The sequence below is a fragment of the Amycolatopsis sp. NPDC089917 genome (assembly GCF_040684635.1).
GTDB lineage: Bacteria > Actinomycetota > Actinomycetes > Mycobacteriales > Pseudonocardiaceae > Amycolatopsis.
In genome coordinates, this window is sequence record NZ_JBFBGL010000005.1 from 205822 (window position 1) to 226739 (window position 20918).

General features: G+C 69.5%; 19 protein-coding genes and 1 tRNA gene. 13 read left to right on the top strand and 7 right to left on the bottom strand.

All coding sequences use genetic code 11. The annotated features are described in order from the left end of the window. Positions 1–182: 182 nt before the first annotated feature. Genes AB0N89_RS06500 through AB0N89_RS06525 form a run of 6 tightly spaced genes read left to right on the top strand, consistent with a single transcriptional unit; the run spans position 183 to position 9400 of the window. On the top strand, positions 183–1034 hold the full coding sequence (locus tag AB0N89_RS06500) for an ESX secretion-associated protein EspG (protein WP_093931770.1): 852 nt from the start codon (positions 183–185) through the stop codon (positions 1032–1034). A 30-nt stretch (positions 1035–1064) separates the two neighbouring features. After that, positions 1065–1508: a hypothetical protein gene (locus tag AB0N89_RS06505; protein ID WP_364200831.1), complete on the top strand. Its 444-nt coding sequence runs from the start codon at positions 1065–1067 to the stop codon at positions 1506–1508. Between the two features lie 10 nt (positions 1509–1518). Next, a complete protein-coding gene (locus tag AB0N89_RS06510; RefSeq protein WP_364200833.1) occupies positions 1519–3555 on the top strand; it encodes a hypothetical protein in 2037 nt (678 codons plus the stop codon). Then, entirely contained in the window at positions 3552–3881 is a 330-nt protein-coding gene (locus tag AB0N89_RS06515) for a type VII secretion target (RefSeq protein WP_364200835.1), read from the top strand. The genes AB0N89_RS06510 and AB0N89_RS06515 overlap by 4 nt, the downstream gene beginning before the upstream one ends. Beyond that, the gene (locus AB0N89_RS06520) at positions 3878–4390 is read left to right on the top strand and encodes a YbaB/EbfC family nucleoid-associated protein (RefSeq protein ID WP_364200837.1); all 513 of its coding nucleotides are present in this window, start codon (positions 3878–3880) and stop codon (positions 4388–4390) included. The genes AB0N89_RS06515 and AB0N89_RS06520 overlap by 4 nt, the downstream gene beginning before the upstream one ends. 33 nt (positions 4391–4423) lie before the next feature. Next, positions 4424–9400, top strand: a complete 4977-nt coding sequence (locus AB0N89_RS06525; RefSeq protein WP_364200839.1) for an RHS repeat-associated core domain-containing protein — start codon at positions 4424–4426, stop codon at positions 9398–9400. Between the two features lie 61 nt (positions 9401–9461). Here the strand turns inward: AB0N89_RS06525 and AB0N89_RS06530 are convergent, their stop codons facing one another. From AB0N89_RS06530 to AB0N89_RS06545, 4 genes are all read right to left on the bottom strand, one after another. Further along, complete coding sequence (locus AB0N89_RS06530; RefSeq protein ID WP_364200841.1) at positions 9462–10598, bottom strand: GGDEF domain-containing protein; 1137 nt, start codon at positions 10596–10598, stop codon at positions 9462–9464. Between the two features lie 294 nt (positions 10599–10892). After that, positions 10893–12155 (bottom strand): MFS transporter, encoded by a 1263-nt coding sequence (locus tag AB0N89_RS06535; RefSeq protein WP_364200843.1) that lies wholly within the window; start codon positions 12153–12155, stop codon positions 10893–10895. Positions 12156–12261: 106 nt separating this feature from the next. Further along, positions 12262–12924 carry a hypothetical protein gene (locus AB0N89_RS06540; RefSeq protein WP_364200845.1) on the bottom strand — a complete coding sequence of 221 codons (663 nt, stop codon included), beginning with the start codon at positions 12922–12924 and terminating at the stop codon, positions 12262–12264. A gap of 139 nt (positions 12925–13063) precedes the next feature. Further along, the gene (locus AB0N89_RS06545; RefSeq protein WP_364200847.1) at positions 13064–13888 is read right to left on the bottom strand and encodes an SDR family NAD(P)-dependent oxidoreductase; all 825 of its coding nucleotides are present in this window, start codon (positions 13886–13888) and stop codon (positions 13064–13066) included. Positions 13889–14032: 144 nt separating this feature from the next. Here AB0N89_RS06545 and AB0N89_RS06550 point away from each other — a divergent pair, with 144 nt between their 5' ends. Together AB0N89_RS06550 and AB0N89_RS06555 are read left to right on the top strand one after the other, a co-directional pair. Further along, a complete protein-coding gene (locus AB0N89_RS06550) occupies positions 14033–14797 on the top strand; it encodes a trypsin-like serine protease (protein ID WP_364200849.1) in 765 nt (254 codons plus the stop codon). 7 nt (positions 14798–14804) lie between these two features. Continuing rightward, positions 14805–15023 (top strand): RNA-binding S4 domain-containing protein, encoded by a 219-nt coding sequence (locus AB0N89_RS06555; protein ID WP_005149665.1) that lies wholly within the window; start codon positions 14805–14807, stop codon positions 15021–15023. Here AB0N89_RS06555 and AB0N89_RS06560 read toward each other — a convergent pair. Then, a complete protein-coding gene (locus AB0N89_RS06560) occupies positions 15020–15964 on the bottom strand; it encodes an Ldh family oxidoreductase (RefSeq protein WP_364200851.1) in 945 nt (314 codons plus the stop codon). The two genes, AB0N89_RS06555 and AB0N89_RS06560, sit on opposite strands and share 4 nt — an antisense overlap. Positions 15965–16077: 113 nt before the next feature. On the opposite strand from AB0N89_RS06560, the gene AB0N89_RS06565 reads away from it, so the two are divergent. The 3 genes from AB0N89_RS06565 (at position 16078) to AB0N89_RS06575 (ending at position 16885) form a co-directional block, all read left to right on the top strand. After that, positions 16078–16356 carry a DUF2277 domain-containing protein gene (locus tag AB0N89_RS06565; protein ID WP_020632931.1) on the top strand — a complete coding sequence of 93 codons (279 nt, stop codon included), beginning with the start codon at positions 16078–16080 and terminating at the stop codon, positions 16354–16356. A 27-nt stretch (positions 16357–16383) separates the two neighbouring features. Further along, positions 16384–16752 carry a DUF4190 domain-containing protein gene (locus tag AB0N89_RS06570; RefSeq protein ID WP_364200853.1) on the top strand — a complete coding sequence of 123 codons (369 nt, stop codon included), beginning with the start codon at positions 16384–16386 and terminating at the stop codon, positions 16750–16752. A gap of 44 nt (positions 16753–16796) precedes the next feature. Then, a tRNA-Ser gene (locus AB0N89_RS06575) sits at positions 16797–16885 on the top strand. A gap of 57 nt (positions 16886–16942) precedes the next feature. Here AB0N89_RS06575 and AB0N89_RS06580 read toward each other — a convergent pair. Further along, positions 16943–18718 carry an RICIN domain-containing protein gene (locus tag AB0N89_RS06580; RefSeq protein ID WP_364200855.1) on the bottom strand — a complete coding sequence of 592 codons (1776 nt, stop codon included), beginning with the start codon at positions 18716–18718 and terminating at the stop codon, positions 16943–16945. Positions 18719–18839: 121 nt separating this feature from the next. On the opposite strand from AB0N89_RS06580, the gene AB0N89_RS06585 reads away from it, so the two are divergent. Both AB0N89_RS06585 and AB0N89_RS06590 read left to right on the top strand, forming a co-directional pair. Next, positions 18840–19247: a YciI family protein gene (locus AB0N89_RS06585; RefSeq protein ID WP_364200857.1), complete on the top strand. Its 408-nt coding sequence runs from the start codon at positions 18840–18842 to the stop codon at positions 19245–19247. Further along, positions 19244–20398, top strand: a complete 1155-nt coding sequence (locus AB0N89_RS06590; RefSeq protein WP_364200859.1) for a DUF6596 domain-containing protein — start codon at positions 19244–19246, stop codon at positions 20396–20398. Before AB0N89_RS06585 ends, AB0N89_RS06590 begins: the two co-directional genes overlap by 4 nt. Here the strand turns inward: AB0N89_RS06590 and AB0N89_RS06595 are convergent. Next, positions 20388–20891: a MarR family transcriptional regulator gene (locus AB0N89_RS06595; protein ID WP_364200861.1), complete on the bottom strand. Its 504-nt coding sequence runs from the start codon at positions 20889–20891 to the stop codon at positions 20388–20390. The genes AB0N89_RS06590 and AB0N89_RS06595 overlap by 11 nt on opposite strands. Positions 20892–20918: the final 27 nt, after the last annotated feature.

Below are 20918 nucleotides of genomic sequence, written 5' to 3' on the forward strand. Positions count from 1 at the left end.
GGGCAATAAAAGTGCCCGATCGGGCATTGTGATCCATTCCATCGGGTTCAGCGGTGTTCGTGTGGTTCCGTACAGTCATGCGCTGTGCTAGTTTGTTTTGGCCATTAACAAAGTCGGCCCCCTCTATGCAGGTCAGCCGATCGTGACGGGGTACGGCCCCCGCGAGGGAGTAGCGCAGAAGCATGGCTGAGCGAGCCGATTTCGCGCTGGGGACGATCGAGGCGACGGTGGTCGGGCGGGCGCTTGGCGTCGATGCCCGGTTGTTTCCCTTGCGTGTCCAGAACACCTCGATCGTCCCGGAGCGGTACACCGCGATCGTCCGGAAGGTCTACACCGATCTCGAGCAGCGCCGCCTGTCGATCAACGGCGAGCTGAACCAGGCCGTCCGCACCGCGTTCGCGCTGCTGGGGAATCACCGGATCACCGTCTCGATCAACGGCATCGACGGTCTCGGCCAGGACATCGCCGTCCTCACCCTCACCGACGGCAGGCAGGCGCTCGGCATCACGCAGGCCCACGGCGAAGACGAACTCCAGTTCGCGCTCTTCTCCGACGACGAGCTGGTCGAGGTCCTCTCCGGGGTGCTGCCGCGGATGCGCCCCGCGTCGACCGGCCGCCGCACGATCGTGCAGCAGGAGGAGCGTGCCGTCTCCGCGATGACCGCGCGCCGTCAGGCCGAAGCCGAGTTCGACGAGGAGGAGACCGACGCGTTCGGCAACCTCCAGTTCACCGGCGTCGTCCGCGCCCGGCCGGAGTCCCCGGCCCCGCGCAACGACGAGAGCGACCTCGAAGTCCTGGAGCAGGTGCTGGCCGGGCCCCGCCTCGGCGGCGGGTACATCATCGTGAGCGGGATCGGCCGCCGCGGCGAGCGGCTCCGGTCGACGCCGCTGAGCTGGCTCGACACCGAAGACGGCCGGTACCTAGTCTGGACCGAGACCGACGAAGCCTCGGGCGCCGTGATCGGTCACTACGACCCGGCCAGTCAGTCGGGCGTGGCGAACGCGATCCGGGACGCCATCGCTGACATCTACTGACCTTCCTGAACCCGGCGAGAGGACCCTCCGTTGACCGAGGAAGCACAAGAACTACAGCCGACAGCGAAGTTCGAGGCGGCGCAGGACCTGCGGCCCACGGCCGCGTTCAGGCCGACCCTCCAAGGCATGGCGCTGAAGCGTATGGCGGTGCAGGGCGGCTTCGCCGTCGACGAGAACACCGGTCAGGAGATGATCCGGTCACTCCAAGGTGTGATTGACAGCCTCGAAGAGCGCTGGAGCGCGCTGACCAAGCTGCAGAAGTCGCCGCCGATGAGCTCCACCGCGACCGCGCAGTGGGTTTCCCAGCACATGCTCGGCACCGCGACGGACGCGCAGGGCCTGCTCACCCAGCTCCAGACCGCTCGCGCCGAGTTCCCCACCTACGTCGAGGCGATCGAACTCGCCAAGCGGAACTACCGCGAACGCGACAACGAGAACCAGCGCAACCTGAAGCAGATCGACACCGAGATCTGAGGAGAGACCTGTGACCGAATCCGAGGAGAAGACGGCGAAGGTCTCCGACCCGAACTCGCCCGACTACGACAAGCTCGACGCGCACTACGACCCGACGGCCGACTCGTCGTCCGACTACTACGTCGGGCCACTGGCGGACAAGGGAGCGTCCGGCGACGAGATCCGGGCCGGGGCCTCGGCCGGAACGGACCTCATCTTCAACCTGCTCGGCTGGGGGAAGACGCCGCTCGTCGGCATGAAGGACCAGTTCACTCAGAAGATGTACGAGGGGCAACTGGAGAAGGCGCGCGAAGGTCTCTCAAAGGACCTCGACATGCGCAAACCCGGCGAACCGCCGTCCACGGTCTGGGGCAACGCCACCCACGAGCAGATGCAGTCCGCGATCGCGGAGAACGCGGACTCGGCCGCGGTCGGCGAGACCTCCGAGGAGTGGGTCCGGGCGGGCAACGACCTGGCGGGCCACCAGCGCAACCTGGCGAAGGCGATCAGCGCGAGCACGGCCAACTGGGAAGGTGAGGGCGGCGACGCGGCCCGCGAACACCTCGCCGGTGTCGGCAAGTGGCTCGGCGCGACGGCGAACGGCGCGACGCTGACCGGCAGGCAGCAGCAGATCCACTCGCAGACCCTCAACGAGACGCAGAAGCTCATGGCGGCGAACCCGCCGGTGGCGTTCAGCGTCCAGGAGGCCAACGCCAACCTGCAGACCATCAAGGACCCGCAGGTGTACATGGCGCAGCTCGGGAAGGACCTCGGCACCTTCAAGAAGCAGCAGGACGCGCGCGACCAGGCGGCGAAGGTGATGACCGACTTCGACAAGACGGTCGGTTCGGCGATCGCCACCCCGGCGTTCCCGGCCCCGCCGAAGCTGCGGTCGGCGCAGGCGACCCCGCAGATGCAGGGCACGCCGATGTCCGGTGGCGGCGCCGGCGCCGGCGGGTTCAAGCCCGCCATGCAAGGCACCCCCATGTCCGGTGACGGCACGCAGAACCCCAGCCCGTTCAACGTGAACTCGGACGGCACGCGGCCGGAGGGCATCGCCGCTTCGCTCGACGGGTCCCCGCAGGGTGGCCCCGGTGGCACGGGCGGCGGCCCCGGCGGTATGAGCCCCTTCAGCTCGCCGAACGGCGGCCCCGGCGGGAGCAACCCCGGCGGTAACCCGGGCGGCAACCCGGGTGGCGGTTTCCCCGGCGGTGGTTTCCCTGGCGGTGGTTTCCCCGGCGGCGGCGGCCCTGGTGGCGGTCCCGGTGGCGGTCCGGTCACGAACCCGACCCTGCCGAACATCCCGAACGGGCCGCTCGGGCACGACTCGACTCCTTTGGTGTCGAGGCCGGGCTTCAACCCGCCGAACATCGACGACGGGACGCACACCACGGGCTACACCCCGCCGTCCGTCTCGCCGCCGTCGTTCACTCCGCCCAACATCCCGCTTCCCGAAAGCGGCGGACCGCGCCCGGGTGGCGGTCTCCCGTACAACCCGCCGAACATCGGCATCCCGAACATCCCGGGGCCCAGCAGCGGCGGGCCGTCGTCGTCGGTCCCGCCGCGGATCCCGCCGATCAGCAGGCCGAACATCCCCAACTTCCCGGAACCCGGCGGCACCCCCTACAAGCCCACGCCGTACACCCCGCCCAAGATGCCGAACATCCCCGGTATCCCCGGTGGGGGCACCGGCGGCAGCGGCTTCGGCGGCGGCAGTGGTGGTGGCGGCATCGGTGGTAGCGGTGCCGGCGGCTCGGGCGCCGGCGGTCTCGGCGGTGCCGGGCGGTCGACGGGTTCGCTCGGCATGGGCGGCGCCGCGGGCGCGATGGAGGCCGAGGCGGCCGCGGCCCGTGCGGCGGGCGCCGGGGGTACCGGTGGCAAGCCGGGCGGCACCGGCATGGGCCCGATGGGCGGCATGGCACCCGGTGGGTCCAAGGGGCAGGGCCAGGACGACAAGGAACACAAGGCCGCCGGATACCTCGAATCCGACGACCCGTCGTTCTTCTCGGCCGACGAGGTCGTGGCGCCCCCGGTCATCGGTGACTGGAAGAACAAGGACTGGAAGTGACGGCTTCGTTCGAGGTCGACCCGGACGACCTGACAGCGCACGCGAGCCATCTCGACGGGCTCGTGGACCGGCTGAACACCGCGCACGGCGCGACGGATTCGGCGATGTCGCCGGACGCGTACGGCTTGCTGTGCGCGTTCCTGCCGCCGATCGTCAACCCGACGGGCGAACGCGCGGCGGAGGCGATCAAGGCGGCGGGCGAAGGGGTCCAGGCGACGGCGGACAACGTCCGCACCGCCGCCAAGTCCTATGTGGACGGAGACACGACCAACGCGGAGCCGTTCAAGGCCGACTTCAAGGCCTTGGACATCGGAGGGAAGAAGTGACCAGGCCGAACGAGCTCGGCGAGCTCATGCTCGATCCTGACGAGGCCGAGCGGAAAATGGACCAGTGGGCCGCGGGCCTGGAGCAGAAGGCCCAGCGCTACGCGGCCGCCCAGGAGCGGACCGAGCAGCTGCGGCTGACCGCCACCAGCTCCGACGGCGCCGTCAAGGTGACCGTCGGAGCGGACGGCGGCATGACGGCCATCGACTTCGGGAACAAGGCCAGGACGTATCCGCTGGAAGAGCTGTCCCGGCAGATCCTCGCGACCATGCACCAGGCACAGAGCGGGATCGCCACGCAGGTCGCCGAAGTCATGCAGGAGTCGCTCGGCGACGAGGACCAAGAGACCAGGGAGCTGATGATCGGCACCCTGCGCAGCCGATTCCCCGAGGTCGAAGAGGAAGAGCCCGCGGCGGAGGACACTCCCCCGGCGCCTTCCGCCGACACCCCGCAGGCGCCTCGCGAGAGGCGCCATGAAGCACCGGACGACGAGGGCAACTCACCCTGGTGAGTTCGTCGTTCCTGAACATCGAAGAAGGTTTTTGTGGGCAACCCGCTGGTCGCTGACGTACAGGACTCGACGAAGGCGTACACCGGCTCCTCTCTGCTGGAGTCGGCGTTCGACCTGAAATCGGCCATCGAAAGTGGCGACTGGGCTTCGGTGGCCCTGGGCGCGGTCGGGACCGCGCTCGACGCCCTCTCGATGGCGATGGACCCGTTCGGGGCGATCCTCGCGAACGGGGTCGGCTGGCTGATGGAGCACGTCGGCCCGCTCAAGGAGGCGCTCGACGCGCTCACCGGCAACGCCGACGAGATCAGCGCGAACGCCGAGACCTGGAAGAACATCGCGGGCGAACTCGGCGCGGTCGGCGAGGATCTGGCGGGGATGGTCTCCGCCGATCTGCAGAGCTGGACCGGGATCTCGGCCGACACCTACCGTGAGCGGGCCAAGGACACGGCCACCTTGCTGGACGCGGCGAAGAACGGCTGCGAAGGCGCCTCCAGCGGGGTGAAGACGGCGGGTGAGGTCGTCGCCGCCGTGCGCGCGCTCGTGCGCGACATCATCGCCGAACTGATCGGGCACATGATCAGCTGGGCGCTGCAGGTGCTGTTCACCCTGGGCATCGGGCTGACCTGGGTGGTCCCGCAGGTGGTCAACGCCGTGGCGAAGACCGCGAGCAAGATCGCGAACCTGACGAAGAAGACCGTCAAGGCGCTCAAGGCGCTGATGCCGCTGCTGAAGCGGGCGGACGACCTGTTCGCCGACGCGGCCAAGGCGTTGAAGAAGCTGCAGCCCGGCAAGGGCGCGCCCGGTCCCAAGCCGAACAAGCTGGACGAGGGCACGACACCCAAGGGCAGCCCCGACGGGGACAAGGGCGGCGGCACGACGCCGTCCGGCGCGCCGCCGAAGAACGACCCGTCACCGCCTCCGCCCCCGCCGAAGAACGACCCGCCACCTCCGCCGAAGAACGAGACCCCGGACGGATCGACCACGCCGTCGGGCTCGCCGCCACCGCCGCCGCCCAGGGACCGCGGCGCCCCCAAACCGGAGCCGGACAACCGGATCAAGAACAACAACAACGATCCGGGCAACGGGGTCCCGCCGAAGAACCGCAACGACTGCGGTGACCCGGTCGACGTCGCGACCGGCTCGATGATGCTGACGCAGGACGACGTCGTGTTCGCCGGCGTCCTGCCGCTGACCGTCTCGCGGACGCATCTGTCGTCGTACACGGTCGGCCGGTTCTTCGGCTCGTCGTGGGCGTCCACTTTGGACCAGCGGATCGAGGTCGAGGAAGACGGCCTGCATCTCGCGCTCGCCGACGGTTCGCTGCTGACCTACCCGGTCCCGGTTTCCGACGCCCCCGTCTACCCTGCCTTCGGCCAGCGGCTCCCACTGTCCAAAGTGGAAGACGGATACACCGTGTCCACCCCGGACGGGATGCTGCTCTTCTCCGGCCACGGGGACACCCTTCCGCTGCGCGGCATCGCGGTCGGCGACGGGCACCGGATCTTCCTGCGCCACGACGAGAACGGCGTCCCCCGCGAACTGCTGCACTCCGCGGGATACCGCCTGCTCGTCGAGTCGAAGGACGGCCTCGTCACCGCGCTTCGCCTGCCCGGCGCGGAAACCGCGCTGCAGAGCTACCGGTACGACCAGCGGCGCCGCCTGGTCGAGATCGTCGACGCCGGCGGCTCGCCCGTGCGGTTCACCTATGACGCCGCGGGCCGCATCGTGCGCTGGGAGGACGTCAACGGACGCTGGTACGGGTACGGCTTCGACTCCGAAGGCCGCGTCGTCCGCGCGCAGGGCACCGGCGGCTTCCTCGACGTCGACATCGACTACGACCGGGAGAACCTGGTCACGTCGGTCACGAACTCGCTCGGGCACGTCACCCGCTACCAGCTCGACGAACTGCACCGGGTCGTCGCGGAGACCGATCCGCTGGGCAACACCACGCGCTACGAACTCGACCGCTTCGGCAAGGTGCTCGCCCGCACCGACGCGCTGGGCCGCACGACCCGGTGGGAGATGGACGACGAGGGCAACGTCGTCACCGTGATCCAGCCGGACGGCGGCCGCGCGCTCGCCGAGTACAGCGCGCTGAACCGGTGGACCAGCATGACCGGACCGGACGGCGCCCGCTGGCGCCGCGAGTACGACGGACGCGGGAAGCTCGTCCGCGCCACGGATCCCACCGGCGCCGCCACCACCTACGGCTACGACGACGCGGGCAACGTGTCGACGGTGACCGACGAGCTCGGCGGGGTCACGCTGATCGAGTCCAACGCGGCGGGCCTGCCGGTCTCGGTCACCGATCCGCTCGGCGGGGTCACGCGGTACACCTACGACGAGTTCGGGCAGACCACGTCGGTCACCGACCCGCTCGGCGGCGTCACCAGGACGAAGTGGGACGCCTTCGGCGAAATCGCCGAACAGATCGACCCCGACGGCGCGGTGTGGCGCTGGAACCGCACCACCGAAGGCTCCGCGGACGAAGCCGTCGACGCCCGCGGGCTCGCGGTGCGCACCGAGTACTCGCAGTTCGACCTGCCCACCGCCGAGGTCGGCCCGGACGGCGATCGGCTGTCCTACACCTACGACACCGAGCTGCGGCTGGTTTCGGTCACCAACGAACACGGTCTCTCCTGGCGCTACGACTACGACGCCGCCGGGAACCTGATCAGCGAGACCGACTTCAACGGCCGCACCGCCCGCTACGGCTACGACGCGGCGGGGCAGCTGGTGTCGCGCGCCAACGGTCTCGGCCAGACGGTCGCCATCGAACGCGACGCGCTCGGCCGGGTCGTCAGCCGCCGGGCCGGCGACGACGTCGCCACGTTCACCTACGACGCGGCCGACCGGATGACCTCGGCGCGCAACGCGCATTCCGAAGTCACCATCGCCTACGACGCGCTGGGCCGGATCGTCGCGGAATCCCTCAACGGCAGGGCGGTCCGCTCCGAGTACGACGCCGCCGGCCGCCGCGTCGCCCGCCGTACCCCGTCGGGCGCCGAGTCGTTCTTCGCCTACGACGCCGCGAGCCGTCCGGTCGCACTGCGCACCGCCGGCCGCACCTTGCGCTTCGAGTACGACCCCTCCGGCCGTGAAGTGTCGCGACGGCTGGAAGGCACGCCGGTCGAGCTGCGCCAGGGCTGGGACACCGCGGACAGGCTGACCTCCCAGACCGTTTCCAGCGGCCGGGGCGTCGTTCAGCACCGCGAGTACGGCTACCTGCGGGACGGACTCGTCACGTCGATCTCGGATCTGATCTCGGGGCCGCGTTCGCTGCGGGTGGACCGCGCGGGCCGCGTCGTCGACGTCCAGGGCCAGGGCTGGCGGGAGAGCTACGGCTACAACCTCGCCGGCGCGATCACCCAGGCGGGCTGGCCCGGCGCGGATCCCGCCGTCGGACCGCGGCGTTACCAGGGCACGCTGCTGACCGGCGCCGGTTCGACGTCGTACCTGCACGACACCGAGGGCCGCACGATCGCCCGGCGCAAACTCGGCCGCGACTGGACCTACCAGTGGAACTCCGACGACCGCCTGACCGGCGTCGTCACCCCCGACGGCGAACGCTGGCTCTACCACTACGACGCCCTCGGGCGGCGGATCGCCAAACAGCATCTCGACGTCCACGGCCGGATCCTCGAACAGATCGACTTCGTCTGGGACGGGGCGAACCTCGCCGAAGAGATCCGGGGCGGCGTCGCCATCGTCTGGGACTGGGAACCGGGCACGGAACGGCCGATCACCCAGACCGAGCACGTCCCCGGGCAGGACGCCCGCTTCCACACCATCGTCACCGACCTCGTCGGCTCGCCGAGCGAACTGCTCGACGAGTCGGGCAACGTCGCCTGGCATCTGCACACGTCCTTGTGGGGCAAGGTGCTTTCGCCGCCGGGGCAGGCGTACACGCCGTTGCGTTTCCCCGGCCAGTACCACGACCCGGAAACCGGGCTGCACTACAACTTCAAGCGCTACTACGACCCGGACACCGGACGGTACCTCTCGCACGACCCGCTCGGTCTCGAACCGGCGTCGGACTCGCTGGCCTACGTCGGCAACCCGACGGACATGATCGACCCGCTCGGTCTCGCCCCGACGAAACCGACGAAGGGCACCTGCGGCAAGGGTTCCCGCGGGGGCGGCGGCAAGACGAAGTCGTCGGGCAACCGGGTCTCCAAGCCGAAGCCGACGCCAGGGCCGAAGAAACCGCGGCGTCCGCCGCAGAGCTACGCCGACGGCACGCACGGCGCGAAGAAGCGCGAGCAGAACCGGCTCACGGGGAAGTACGACAACGAGCTCAAGGCCGACGGCCGGGACAAGGTCTCCGGGCAGTCCCACGAGTCCGAGCACCCGGTCCCCTACGAGGCGATCGGCCGCGGCAGTGGCGGCTCGCGGGGTTCGAGCCACGACCAGAAGGACCTGGAGAACCACGCCTGGGCCTACCAGGAGGCCAAACCCGCGCACTCGTCGCATATCGGTACCGGTAACAAGGGCGACCAGGACCTGACGGAGGGTTCGGCGAAGCCGAGCGGCTTCAAGAACAGCCAGGAGTACCGCGACGCGGAGCGCAACGCGCTGGAAGGCGGCGACCCGAACACCGCGATCCAGCTCAACCAGCTCGACTACGCGTTCCGGGACGGGTTCAAGAACACCGACAACAGCCTCGACGGCAAGATGGCGGACGACTCGTACCACAAGATGATCGACGACGCGCACGCCAGCGGCAAGGGCCTCACCTACTCGACCGGTCCCGGGACGACCGCGACCACCCCGCCGCTGTCCAGCCACGACGTCAAGGAACTGCACATGACCCGGGACACCATCCGGGACGGGGACTGGCCCGAAGAGATGAAGCGGCAGAACCGCGAGAGCTACGAGGACGAGGTCTCGCGGATCCACGACGAGACGTACAAGACGCCGACCAAGGCCGATTGGGACAAGCTGGAGGCCGGTGGCTTCGGGCCGCTCGACACCGGCAAGAAGGACCCCAACGCGATGGACACCGACTGATCTCGTCGCGTTTCGTCCTCTGGACGCTTTATCGCGCCCAGAGGACGAAACGCGGGGCGGGTCAGGCGGCGGCGAGTGAGACGACGCGGTTCCGCCCGCTCCTCTTCGCCTGGTAGAGCGCGGAGTCGGCGACGTGCAGCAGCCGTTCCAGCACGGTCCCGCCGGACGGATAGACCGCGGCGCCGATCGACACCGAAAGCCCTCGTACGGTCCGCGTCCCCGACGCCGTCGCGACCTCGACCTCGATCCCCATCACGGCCTGCCGGACCCGTTCGGCCACGGGGATCACCTCGGTCTCCGTCGCGCCGGGCAGCAGCACGACGAACTCCTCGCCGCCGAAGCGCCCGACGGAGTCGTAGTCGCGTACGTGCTCGGAGATCGTCGTCGCGACGACCTTGAGCACGGCGTCGCCCGCGAGATGCCCGTAGACGTCGTTGACCTGCTTGAAGTGGTCGAGGTCGAGCATCAGCACCGCGAGTTTGCTCTTCGCCCTGGCCGCCGACGAAAGCTCCCGCTCGCTCAGCACGTGCCACGCGTGCGCGTTCAGCACGCCGGTCTTGCCGTCGATGTTCGCCGCGATCTCCAGCTGCCGCACCAGCACGCTGCGGTGCAGCACCAGCACGGGCAGCAGGACGAACGGGACCAGCGCGGGCGCGTACACGAGCCCGAGCGCGGTCGAGGTCCCCAGCACCAGCGTAGTGACCTCCAGCAGGTTGTCGTCGCCGGTGCCGAACAGCGCACGCGGCGACCGGGCCCCGGTGTGCAGGTAGACCGAGAAGGCCACGATGAACGCGTTGGCCGCGGTGAACACGGCCGCCGCCTCGACGATCCGCAGCGAACCGGCGAACCCGACCGGCAGTCCGTTCCAGCCGGCCACGACCGCTCCCGAGGCCAGGCACGAGATCACGATGGCCGCCGCGCAGTACACGACGCGGTACGCCGGGCGGTGGCTCATCCCCCGCCACACCCGGAGCCAAAGATGCAGGTAGATGAGCAGTCCGAGGGCCAACGCGAGCCCCGGCGGCAGGACGAGCACCCCCGCGAAAGTCCACACCGAAGTCATGTTGATGTGGGGCCGGTCACAAAGCGTGCGCCGCAACCGTTCCACCGAACGCGAAAGCTCGGCCTGCAGGAAAGCGAGGCCGAGCAGTGATCCGAATCGGACGAATTCCGTAGTGTCGTAGGTCGATCGGAGCAAGGCGATTACGGCGACTGTAGCCGCAAGTCCTTCCACCACAAGAAAAATCGCAGGAACGCCACGTGGTCCGGACCACAACTCCCAGTTTCGGACCCAGGCTCTCAGCCGTGTACCGGCCCCTTCTCCGGCGAGTTCCACTTCCCCCATAATCATCGTCACCGGTCCCCCTTCCGTACACAATTCAATGTATCCGAGGTAGTACTGAGGGTGGTCCGAGTCATTTCCGGAACACACAGATGGAGCAGTGGGGAGGAGGACCATCATGAACGGTCGCGAGGACTGATCCCACTCAATTCACCCGGCCGGGCTTCCGGCCGGGAGCCATACCTCGGGCCCGGTGGCGACGGCGCGTTTCCACGCCATCACCATCGGGCCCGCGGCGGCGACGGCGACCGCGGCGGCCACCCCGACGGCCACGAACGGACCGGTCAGCTGGGCGAGACCGCCCGCGAGCATGATCCCGATTCCCTGCACCGTGACCAAACTCGTCGAGGTCAGGCCCATCACCTGCGCCCGGACGCCGTCCGGCACCGCGCGGGCCATCAACGCGACGGCCTGCAGGTGGTACGGCGCCGCGAAGGCCCCGCTGAGCCCGACCAGCGCGAGACAGACCGGCAACGAGGGGCGAAAGAAGACAAAAAGCAGAGGAACGACGGATGCGATGGCGAGAATGCCGACCATTCGCGTTTTCCGTCGTGCCGGAACCCATTTCGTGAAGATCCACGATCCTATTACCGAACCCACCGGATCCGCCGCGAGAATGAGTCCGACCGCGAAACTCCCCGCCCCGAGTCCATGGGCGAGCGGCGCCGCGAGCCCTTCCGGCGCGATGGCGAACCCGGCGAGCATCTTCAACCCGAACAGCACGCGGATTCCCTTGCCGCGCCACAGTTCTCTGGCACCTTCACCACTGAAAGCCCGTGCCACCCGGCTTTTCACCGATGATTCCGTGACGGCGGGCGTCCGGCGACGCACCCCTGTGGACACGAGCAGCGCGGAGACGACAAAGGTCACCGCGTCGATCACCAGTCCCCAGTAGGGCGTCACGAGCCCGATCACCAGTCCGCCGCCGCCGAATCCGGCCAGCTGTGCCGTTTGGATGGTGATCGTGCGGACCGCGAGCCCGGCGACGTACCGCTCGCCTTCGAGCACGTCCGGGAGCAACGCGAGTTGCGCCGCCCGGAAGGGTCCGCCCGCCATCGTCAGGACCACCAGCAGTCCGGCCAGCACCGGCAACGGCGCCCCCGGCACGGCCATCAGCAGCGCGAGCACCGCGCGCACCAGGTCGCAGACGATCATCACCGTCCGCCTTGGATAGCGGTCGGCCAGCCCGGCGAACAGGGTGCCGCCGATCAGCGTCGGCAGGTACGTCAGCCCGTAGGTGAGGCCGGTCAGCCCCGCCGACGCCGTTCTTTCCCAGACCAGCACCGACAACGCGATCCTGGCCAGCTGGTCACCGGCCTGCGACAGCGCCTCGGCCGCCCACAGCGCACGGAACTCACCGACCGCGAAGGCGGCCTTGAACCCGGTGCCCCGTGCGGAATCCCCCTTTTCCATGAGCCCCTCCCGCTGGCTCACGGTAATGGATCACTTCCGCACTGTCAGCGGCCATCCGGCCCAGGACGTCCGGTACTGTCCATTGTGGAGAGACGGCCCGCGGGGGTCAGCGGCCCGTGCCGTATCCCATCATCCCCTGCGCCATTTCCATCGCCAGCGAACTCGCCACGACGGGGTCCATCATGCTCCGGATATCCCGGGTGGCCTTGTTCTGCGCGGAGATGTCCGAACGCGGCTCCTCGGTCGGCCGGGTCTCGGGAGGCGGCAGCGCGACGGCCTGCTCCTTGGCGGGCTTCTTCTTCGTCGTCGCGGGCACTTGCTGTTTCACGGTGACCGGGACGTAGACGGTCACCGGGGCGGCCTGCGGGGGCGGCGTGGCCTGGACCACCGGCGGCGTGACCTGCTGGGTCGCCACGGTGGGCAGCGGCCGCTCGGGCAGGGCCGTGTCGTCGACCGGCTGCAGGGTGAACGTGCCGGCGAACCAGCCGATCGCGAGCAGCGCCACCCCGGCGCCACCGACCAGCCAGGACCTGGCCCGGCGGTGGATGACGACGGCCTTGGGCCGCAGGTCCTTGTCGACGACCGGTTCGCAGACCGGGGCCCGGACCGGCATCGGCTCGGGCTCGATCTCGTTCTCCGGGCTGCGCCGCCGTTTCGGCAGGCTCGCCGCGATGATCCCCGTCCGGTCCAGCAACTCGACTGTCTCGATGGGCGCGCTCGCACTGAGCGCGGCATCGGTCGGCGTACGGCGCTGGGCGGCGCGCGGCATGGGGACCTCCGGAAGCGGAATCACGAACTTGAGCATTGTGGTGCATTTCCGACGCCGCCGTAAGTAATGCACCCCGATCGAGTTATCCCGAGCCGTCCGGACCACGGAGGGTTACTCCGTTCAGTGGCTTCCGATTCCCTCAGAGGCGCTTCATTCCCAGGCGCCCGAGCAGCGCGAGCGGCCGCTGGTAAAAGGATCCGAGCACCCGGGGAATCGCGTCGATGGCATACGCGTCCGGTCCGATCAGGATGCGCGCGGTCCCCCGTTCGATACCACGCACGATGGTCTGAGCGGCCTTCTCCGGCGTGGTCCTCGCGATCTTTTCGAATCCTTCCGCGGCTTTGTCGATGTCCCGCTCGACGCCGCCCCGCGCGTCGCGGGCGATATTCGTCTTGATGCCGCCGGGATGCACGCAGCTGACCCCGACCGGATACCGGGCGATCAGCATTTCCTGCCGCAGCGCCTCGGTGAAGCCGCGCACCGCGAACTTCGCCGCGTTGTAGGCGCTCTGCGTGGGCACGCCGATGAAGCCGAACACACTCGAAAGGTTGACGATGTGCCCGTCGCCAGACGCGATCACCTGCGGCAGAAAGGCTTTCGTGCCGTTGACCACGCCGCCGAGATTGATCCCCATCAGCCAGTCGTAGTCGTCCCAGGTCATTTCCTCGACCGTCGCGCCGAGCGCGACCCCGGCGTTGTTCACCACGAGGGCGGCGCCCCCGAAATCGACGGCGACCTCCTCGGCGTGCGCGAGAACGGCGTCACGATCGGCGACGTCCAGCGCGTAGGCTTTCGCGGTCGCGCCCGCTTTCTCGCACAACGCGGCGGTGTCCGCCGCACGGACGGCGTCGACGTCGGAAAGCGCCAGCCTCGCCCCGCGTCCCGCGAGCTCGATCGCGAGCGCCCTGCCGATGCCCGAGCCCGCGCCCGTGATCACCGCGACCTTGTCCGTGAACGACTTCATACCCGCTCCCAAGTTCGACTGTTACCGGAGGTAACACATACTACGGCTGTGAGCTTGCTGTGCGTTGATCGATTCGGGCTGTGTTCATGGACCGCTTATGGTGATCTGTAACCAGGACAGCCGTGGACGACCGGAAGGATGGCGATGCGCCGCGCCCTGTTGCTCGTGGTCTGTGTCGTTCTGACCGGTTGTTCCGCCGCGTCCGAACCTGTCGAAACCGAGCCCGGAGCAGAGACCGCCGCGACGGTGGCGGTCACCCCCGCCGCGCCGCGGACCAACCCGGCGATCGGCGCGCTCTTCCTCGACGGGACGCATTTCTGCACGGCCAGCGTCGTCCACAGCGGCCCGGGAGACCTGCTGCTCACCGCGGCGCACTGCCTTCACGACGGCGAAGGCGGCGAGTACGCGACGGGCATCTCGTTCGCCCCCGGCTATCACGACGGCGTCGCGCCCTACGGCTACTGGGACGTCTCCGATCCGCAGGTTCCCGACGGCTGGGCCAGTTCGTCCGACCCGGACCTGGACGTCGGGTTCGCGACGGCCCGCCAGGCGGGCAACACGAAAACCCTCGAAAGTGTCACCGGCGCGAACACGCTGCTGACCGGCGGCGGGTTCGAGCACCCGATCACCCTGACCGGGTATCCCGACGAGCGGGAGGCGCCGGTCGTCTGCCACGGCACCAGCGCCCAGGCCGACACCTACCAGATGCGCGTCGGCTGTCCCGGTTTCACGACCGGCACCAGCGGCGGCCCGTGGGTGGTCGACCCCGACCCGGACACCGAACTCGGCACCGTCGTCGGCGTGATCGGCGGCTACCTGTACGGCGGGGACGATCCGGACACGTCCTACAGCAGCTACTTCGACACCGACGTCGCCACCTTGTACCGGAAGATGGACGCCCGGGGATGATCTCCCCATGAGCATCCACGACGTCCCGATCACCGGCGAGCCGATCCGCCTCGGCCAGTTCCTCAAACTGGCCAACCTGGCCGAAGACGGTTCGCACGCCAAAGACCTCCTCGACGCCGAAGAGGTCACGGTCAACGGCGAGGTGGAGGTCCGGCGCGGACGTCAGCTGACGAACGGCGACGTCGTGGAGGTCGGCGGCGAAGGCGGCCGCGTCGTTCTCGCCTAGCGGCCCTGCAACGGGGCCAGGCGAAGCGCCTTCGCGAGGTCTTCGAGTTCGCGGTGCACCGGCTCGCTCAGCGGGACGCCCAGTGCCTGGCACTGTTCGAGGTACTGCGCCTCGCGCCAGCCGGGGTAGCGGACCGGGGTCCCGCCCTCCCAGCCGAGCAGGCTGCCGAACAACGCGCTCGCGGCCTTGTAGAACCCGTCGGCGCTGCGCAGCGTCGTCGGCGCGATGGCCATCACCATGAGCCCGGTGTCGTGATCGTGGTCGCCGACGCCCGACAGCACCCCGGCGAAGATCTCGACCAGCAACGCGAAGCCCGCGACGGCGGCGCTGTCGACATCCGCGAGGGTGTCCATGTCGAGGACGAATTCGGGGTACGCGCCGGCGGGGGCGGCCATGCCGAGCGGGTTCGCGGCGATCCCGCGTTCCCCGCCCGCCGCCATGACCAGCCCGATCATGGTGTGCGGCAGCGCCCTCGCGGCATGGTGCCCGGCGCGGCCGAACGGCCCGACGCCGCGGACCGACATCAGCCCGACGCCGTACCGGCCGGCCCGGGACACCGCCCGGTCCATCGCGTCACCGACGGCCCAGAGCCCCGGCGCGCGGCGGTAGTCGATCAGGGCGGCGGCGCCGCGGTCGGCGATCATCAGCGGTTCGGCCCGCGGCCGCACCAGGCCGTTGACCAGCATCGGCAGATGCAGCCGGGTCAGTTCGGCGACGCCCGATTCCGGGGTTCCGGTGAGGTCGCCGTGGCACAGCGCCTCGGCGGCCATGCGGGCACGGGACCACGACAGGTCGTGCGCGGTGAAGACTTCGGTGACGAGGTCGATCAGGGCGTCGATCGGGACGCGCTGCCAGACCTGTTCCGGGATCGGGGAAGGCTCGGCCGGTTCGGGGATCGGCTCGACGGGCGCACGGCGAAGAGAGCGGGGTCTGAGGGGCACTCCGCCGAGGGTGCCTTCGCGGGTTTTCGGACGTCAACGGGCCAGGGCAGCTTCTAACCGACAGTGTGATCGAAGCGCCCGGAAGCGTCGGTGGGCGGACGTACCATCGGGGCATGTGCCGGAACATCACCACGCTTCGAGGCCTGGAACCGGCGGCGACGCCGGACGAGATCGAGGCCGCCGCCCGCCAATACGTCCGCAAGGTGTCCGGGGTGCAGAGCCTCTCCGACGCCACCCGCGAGCCGTTCGAGGCCGCCGTCGCCGAGATCACCGAGATCACCAGGCGGCTGCTGACCGAACTGCCCGCCCGCCGTCAGCCGCCGACGACGGTGCCACCGTTGCGCCGTCCCGAGGTCCAGGCGCGGATCGCCGCGAAGAGCCAGGCGTCCTGAACCAAGCCCGGCGGTTACGGTGAGCCGGTGACTTACCCGCAAGACCCCTACGGTCAGCAGCAGCCCTACGGCCAGCCACCCCCGTACGGCCAGCCGTACCCGCAGCCGGGTTACGGATACGGCTACGGCCCGCCGCAGCCGCCGCAGGAGCAGGGCCTGGCGATCGCGGCGCTCGTCGTGTCGATCGCCAGCCTGGTCGTGTGCACCGGGCTGCTGTCGGTCATCGGCGTGATCATGGGACACATCGCGCATTCGAAGGCCAAACGCGGCGAGGCCGGCGGCCAGGGCATGGCGCTCGCGGCGATCATCATCGGCTACATCGGCATCGCGATCGTCGTCGGTCTCGCGCTGCTGTTCGTCATCATCGGCATCGCGACCGACTGGGACTTCGACTAGATCCGAAGCGTTCCGGCAAAGGCCCGTCGGATACCCTCGACAGCGGTAGCGTGTCCGAGCGGCCGAAGGAACATGTCTTGAAAACATGCGAGGGCTCTGTCCTCCGTGGGTTCGAATCCCACCGCTACCGCCAGTCTTGACCGGCGAAAGCGCCCCGGGTCCGCGGACCCGGGGCGCTTTCGTTTCCGGATCAAGCGGGCACGAGTGCCCAGACCGTCTCGTCGCTACGGCCGCCCGCGAAGGGGCGCTGCTCCAGGAGCGAAGCAGTGCCGTTGTTGACCTGCCGGACCGCCAGCGAGCTGGCCCGGTTCACCAGCCCGTAGCGCGTGTCGGCGCTGCGGGCCAGCTTCCACTGCTGGTTCGTGGCCGAGCCGCAGTGCGTCTGTTCGAGGAGCGCGCCGTCCGCGGTGCTGCCGGACACCGGCCGCAGGCACTGACCGCTCCGCTCGTTGACGATCTTCCAGTACCCGCCGCCCGCGTCGGTGAGATTCCACTTCTGGCCGTTGTCGTTCTGCCTGGGCACGTGGGTGATCTTGGCGCCGGCGGACGACGAACCGTCGACCACGGCCGCGCTGTTGCCGTTGGTGGCGACGGACAGGTAGTACTTCTTGCCCGTCTGCGGGCCGGGGTCGGCGATGGTGTTGAGGGTCCACTGCTGGTTGGCCGCCCCGGTGTAAGGCTGCTGGACCAGCGGCGCCGGGTACGCGCCGCCGTCGGTGATCGCGAAGCCCGTCAGGTAGTTGAAGATCGCCACCTTGCCGTTGCCGAGCGGCTGGAACACCCACCGCATGCCGTTCTGGCCGTTGCAGTTGTACTGGAGGATCTGCGTCCCGGGCGCCGTCCCGCTCTGCGCGCTGTCGGCGCACAGCTGGCTGTTGGCGTTCACGAGCTGCAGGCCGGTGTTGTAGCCGAGGACCCACTTCTGGCTCGTGGAGTCGGTCCGGGCCCGCTTGCTGAGGTTGACGAGCCCGCCGGTCGAGGACCCGATGACGTCGATGGCGTCACCGTTCGCCCCGGTGATGACGTAGGTCTTCCCGCCCTGGGCGTGGCCGTCGCCGTTGTCCGGGGTGTCCTTCTTGATCAGGAAGGCGCTGTTCGCGACGTTCCAGTGCGTGGCGAGCCAGCTTCCCGGGACAGGGTTGGTGCTGAAGTAGTCGTCGTTGCCGCAGTCCAGCAGCCGGTCGTAATCGCGCTGCGTGCAGTCGAAGGACTGGGTGTCGCCGTAACACATCAGGTCCCATTCCTGGGAGCAGTGCCCGCCGCCCTGGTAGTGCGGGGCCCCGGGCAGGACCGCGCCGAGCATGTGGCCGAGTTCGTGACCGGCGGCGTTGGCGCCCCAGCAGGGCACGGCGATCTCCGTGTAGTGCCTGCCGTTGTTGAAGGCGTTCGCGGGTCCGGGCTGGTCGTCGTTGTCACCCCAGGTACCGGCGCAGGTGAGCGGGTTGTCGGAGAACAGGATGTAGTCGCGGTCGGCGTTGTGGAAGCCCGCCTGGATGGCGCGGTCGCGGATCGCGCCGGTCTGGTACGTGCCGTCGGGCACCACGAGAGTGGCGACGGCGACGTGGCAGCCCGCGCCCGCCGTCGTCACGTACCGGATGTGCCTGCTGCCGCCCGTGATCGCGGCACTGTCGTTGAACCCGTCGTCCATCCCGGACGCGTAGGCGCGCAGGGACGGCGCGACGGTCGTGTACCGGTCCGGCTGACCGGCTTCCCGGACGTAGACGAGCTCGATGCGTTTGCCGGAAACCCCGTCACCTTCGCAGACCACCGGATTGGCGGCGATCTCCGCTTGGGCGACGGCGGGAGCGAGCGGGGCCACGGGGGTCGCGCCGGGCGGTAGTGACCTGGCGGTGAAGGCCGTGGATTCGTCGGAGGCCGCGGCTCCCGCCGTCTCACCCGCGAGCAAGCCGCAGATGAGGCCGACGGTCACCAGCACACCGGCGTAGCGCCGTTTTGCTCTGGACAAAGGACTTTTTCCTTTCGCGATGGAGAACACGCGTTTCTCGAACTGTCGCGAGAAAAAGGCTAGAGGTCGGATGTATAGACCACCAGGCAGAAAAACCGGCAGACTGCCATACTCTTCCGCCATGCCCAAGTACCTGCTGCTCAAGCACTACCGCGGCGCTCCGGCGGCGGTGAACGACATCCCAATGGACCAATGGGCGCCGGAGGAGATCACGGCGCATATGCAGTACATGAGGGATTTCGCGACCCGGCTCCAGGAGTCCGGCGAGTTCGTCGGCGAGCAGGCCCTCGCCCCCGAAGGCACCTTCGTCCGTTACGACGGCGAGGGCAAGCCTCCGGTCACCGACGGCCCCTTCGCGGAGACCAAGGACCTCATCGCCGGCTGGATGATGATCGACGTCGACAGCTACGAGCGCGCGCTCGAACTGGCGGGCGAGCTGTCGGCCGCGCCGGGGGCGGGCGGGAAGCCGATCCACGAATGGCTCGAACTGCGCCCGCTGTTCAGCGAGCAGCTCATCGTCACGGAGTGAACGCCGAGCTCGACGAGGCCCTGCTCCGGAGCCTCACGCCGAACGTCCTCGGGATCCTCGTCCGCCGCGGAGCCGATTTCGCGGCGGCCGAGGACGCCGTGCAGGAAGCGCTGATCGAGGCCGTCCGCGTCTGGCCCGGCGACCGGCCGAAGGACCCGAAAGGCTGGCTCGTCACAGTCGCGTGGCGCAAGTTCCTCGACATCGCCCGGTCGGACGCCGCCCGGCGCCGTCGCGAGGACCTCGTCGACGACGAGCCCGAGCCAGGTCCCGCCGCCGCGGTGGACGACACGCTGCAGCTCTACTTCCTGTGCGCGCACCCGTCGTTGACGCCGGCCTCGGCGGTCGCGCTCACCCTGCGCGCCGTCGGCGGGCTGACCACGCGTCAGATCGCCGAGGCGTACCTGGTGCCCGAGGCGACCATGGCGCAGCGCATCAGCCGGGCCAAGCGCACCGTGTCCGGCGTGCGCTTCGACCAGGCGGGCGACGTCGCCACCGTGCTCCGCGTGCTCTACCTGGTCTTCAACGAGGGCTACTCCGGCGACGTCGACCTCGCCGCCGAAGCCATCCGGCTCACCCGGCGGCTCGCGGCCGCGATCGACCATCCCGAGGTCGCGGGCCTGCTCGCGCTCATGCTGCTCCACCACGCCCGGCGCGCGGCCCGGACGGCGCCCGGCGGCGACCTCGTGCCGCTGGCCGAACAGGACCGCGGCGAATGGGACACGCGCCTGATCGCCGAGGGCGTCGAGATCCTGCAGGCGGCGCTGGCCCGCGACAGCCTGGGCGAATTCCAGGCGCAGGCCGCCATCGCGGCGCTCCACGCCGACGCGCCCACCGCCGTCGAGACCGACTGGGTGCAGATCGTCGAGTGGTACGACGAGCTCGCGAGCCTGACCGGCAGCCCGATCGTGCGGCTGAACCGCGCGGTGGCCGTCGGCGAGGCGGACGGGCCGCGCGCGGGACTGGCCGCGCTCGCGGAACTCGACGGCTCGCTGCCCCGGCACGCGGCGGTGGCGGCGTACCTCCACGAGCGCGACGGCGACCTGGAGACGGCGGCGCGGCTCTACGTCGAAGCCGCCGAAAAGGCGGCCAACCTCGCCGAACGCACCCATCTGACCCGTCAGGCCGCGCGGATCAACGCCCTCAGGAAGTGATCGGCGGCAGGCGCGGGAGCCCGTCGATGGCCGACAGGTGATCGAGCACCCGCTCGAAAGCCTGTCCCAGCACCTTCTGCTCATCGGGGTTCAGCAGGTCGATCAAATGCTCCCGGACGCCTTCGACGTGCGTCGGCGCCGCGCCCTGCAGCAGATCCGCGCCGCGTTCGGTCAGCTCGGCGACGACACCGCGTTTGTCCGCCGGGTCGCGGGTGCGGCGGATGATGCCCTCGGCCTCCAGCCGGACCATCTGGTGCGAAAGCCTGCTCTTGGTCGAGCCGAGCATGCTCGCCAGCTCCGTCATCCGCATCCGGTCGTCGGGCTGGCTCGAAAGGCAGACCAGGACCTCGTAGTCGGCGAGGGTGACGCCGTGCCGCTCGGAGAGTTCACGGTGCAGGCGTTGTCGCAGCCGCATGGTGGCGACGATGTACGAACGCCAGGCGGTCATTTCGGACTCGGACAGCCAGCGCACTTCCTTCTGCTCCACCGCCATCCACGCAGGGTAGAACGTTGATCGCCC

What these genes read in the sequence shown, in the direction of transcription:
- AB0N89_RS06500 (WP_093931770.1), top strand. Translation starts at nt 183, where the DNA reads ATGGCTGAGCGAGCCGATTTCGCGCTGGGGACGATCGAGGCGACGGTG.
- AB0N89_RS06535 (WP_364200843.1), bottom strand. Translation starts at nt 12,155, where the DNA reads ATGGAAAAGGGGGATTCCGCACGGGGCACCGGGTTCAAGGCCGCCTTC.
- AB0N89_RS06540 (WP_364200845.1), bottom strand. Translation starts at nt 12,924, where the DNA reads ATGCCGCGCGCCGCCCAGCGCCGTACGCCGACCGATGCCGCGCTCAGT.
- AB0N89_RS06545 (WP_364200847.1), bottom strand. Translation starts at nt 13,888, where the DNA reads ATGAAGTCGTTCACGGACAAGGTCGCGGTGATCACGGGCGCGGGCTCG.
- AB0N89_RS06550 (WP_364200849.1), top strand. Translation starts at nt 14,033, where the DNA reads ATGCGCCGCGCCCTGTTGCTCGTGGTCTGTGTCGTTCTGACCGGTTGT.
- AB0N89_RS06555 (WP_005149665.1), top strand. Translation starts at nt 14,805, where the DNA reads ATGAGCATCCACGACGTCCCGATCACCGGCGAGCCGATCCGCCTCGGC.
- AB0N89_RS06565 (WP_020632931.1), top strand. Translation starts at nt 16,078, where the DNA reads ATGTGCCGGAACATCACCACGCTTCGAGGCCTGGAACCGGCGGCGACG.
- AB0N89_RS06585 (WP_364200857.1), top strand. Translation starts at nt 18,840, where the DNA reads ATGCCCAAGTACCTGCTGCTCAAGCACTACCGCGGCGCTCCGGCGGCG.
- AB0N89_RS06595 (WP_364200861.1), bottom strand. Translation starts at nt 20,891, where the DNA reads ATGGCGGTGGAGCAGAAGGAAGTGCGCTGGCTGTCCGAGTCCGAAATG.